At 54.9% G+C, this 683-nt stretch carries 1 protein-coding gene; it reads left to right on the top strand.

Features of this window, described 5'->3' with window-relative positions:
* Nucleotides 1–683 (top strand): AMP-binding protein (locus AC5V8P_RS25885; protein ID WP_495474094.1); only part of this gene is annotated, 683 nt, incomplete at both ends.

Genomic DNA, 683 nt, shown 5'->3' with positions numbered 1-683 from the left:
GATGCAGACTATCCGTCCGAACGAATTCGCTTTATGCTGGAGGACAGCGGTGCGACGGTGCTGCTTACGCAAACCGGCTTGCAGGAACGTGCGCAGGCATGGCTGGAGGAAAGCGATCAGGCCTTAGCCGTAGGGCAGACTAAGGGTGAGCTGGAGACAGCGGCTGGCGCTGAAACGATGGAAAGAGACTGTCTGAATGAAGGCGTAAGCTTGCAATCAGATTCGAAGTCTAATAGCGAAGCAGCATCCGAACCGGCAACAGGGCTGTGTCTGCATACTGTATTGGCGCTGGATGATGAGTCGCTGTATACCGGGGATGCCACGAATATCCGGCCGATCAACGAACCGCAGGATCTGGCGTATGTGATCTACACGTCGGGTACAACCGGACGTCCGAAGGGCGTCATGATCGAGCATCGCAGCTTGGTCAATACGGCTGCGGCGTATCGCCGGGATTATCGTCTGAACCAGTTCCCGGTACGACTGCTGCAACTGGCGAGCTTCTCCTTCGACGTGTTCGTCGGCGATATTGCGCGGACGCTCTATAATGGCGGCACGATGGTCATCTGTCCAAAAGACGACCGCATTGATCCAAGCCGTCTATATGGCTGGATTCGTGATTATCAAATTACGGTGTTCGAATCGACACCGGCCTTGATCATACCGTTTATGCAGCATGTGCA

This window comes from Paenibacillus sp. N119s (assembly GCF_059447605.1).
Note: the sequence above shows the minus strand (reverse complement) of the source record. Positions and strands in the feature narration are given on the sequence as shown.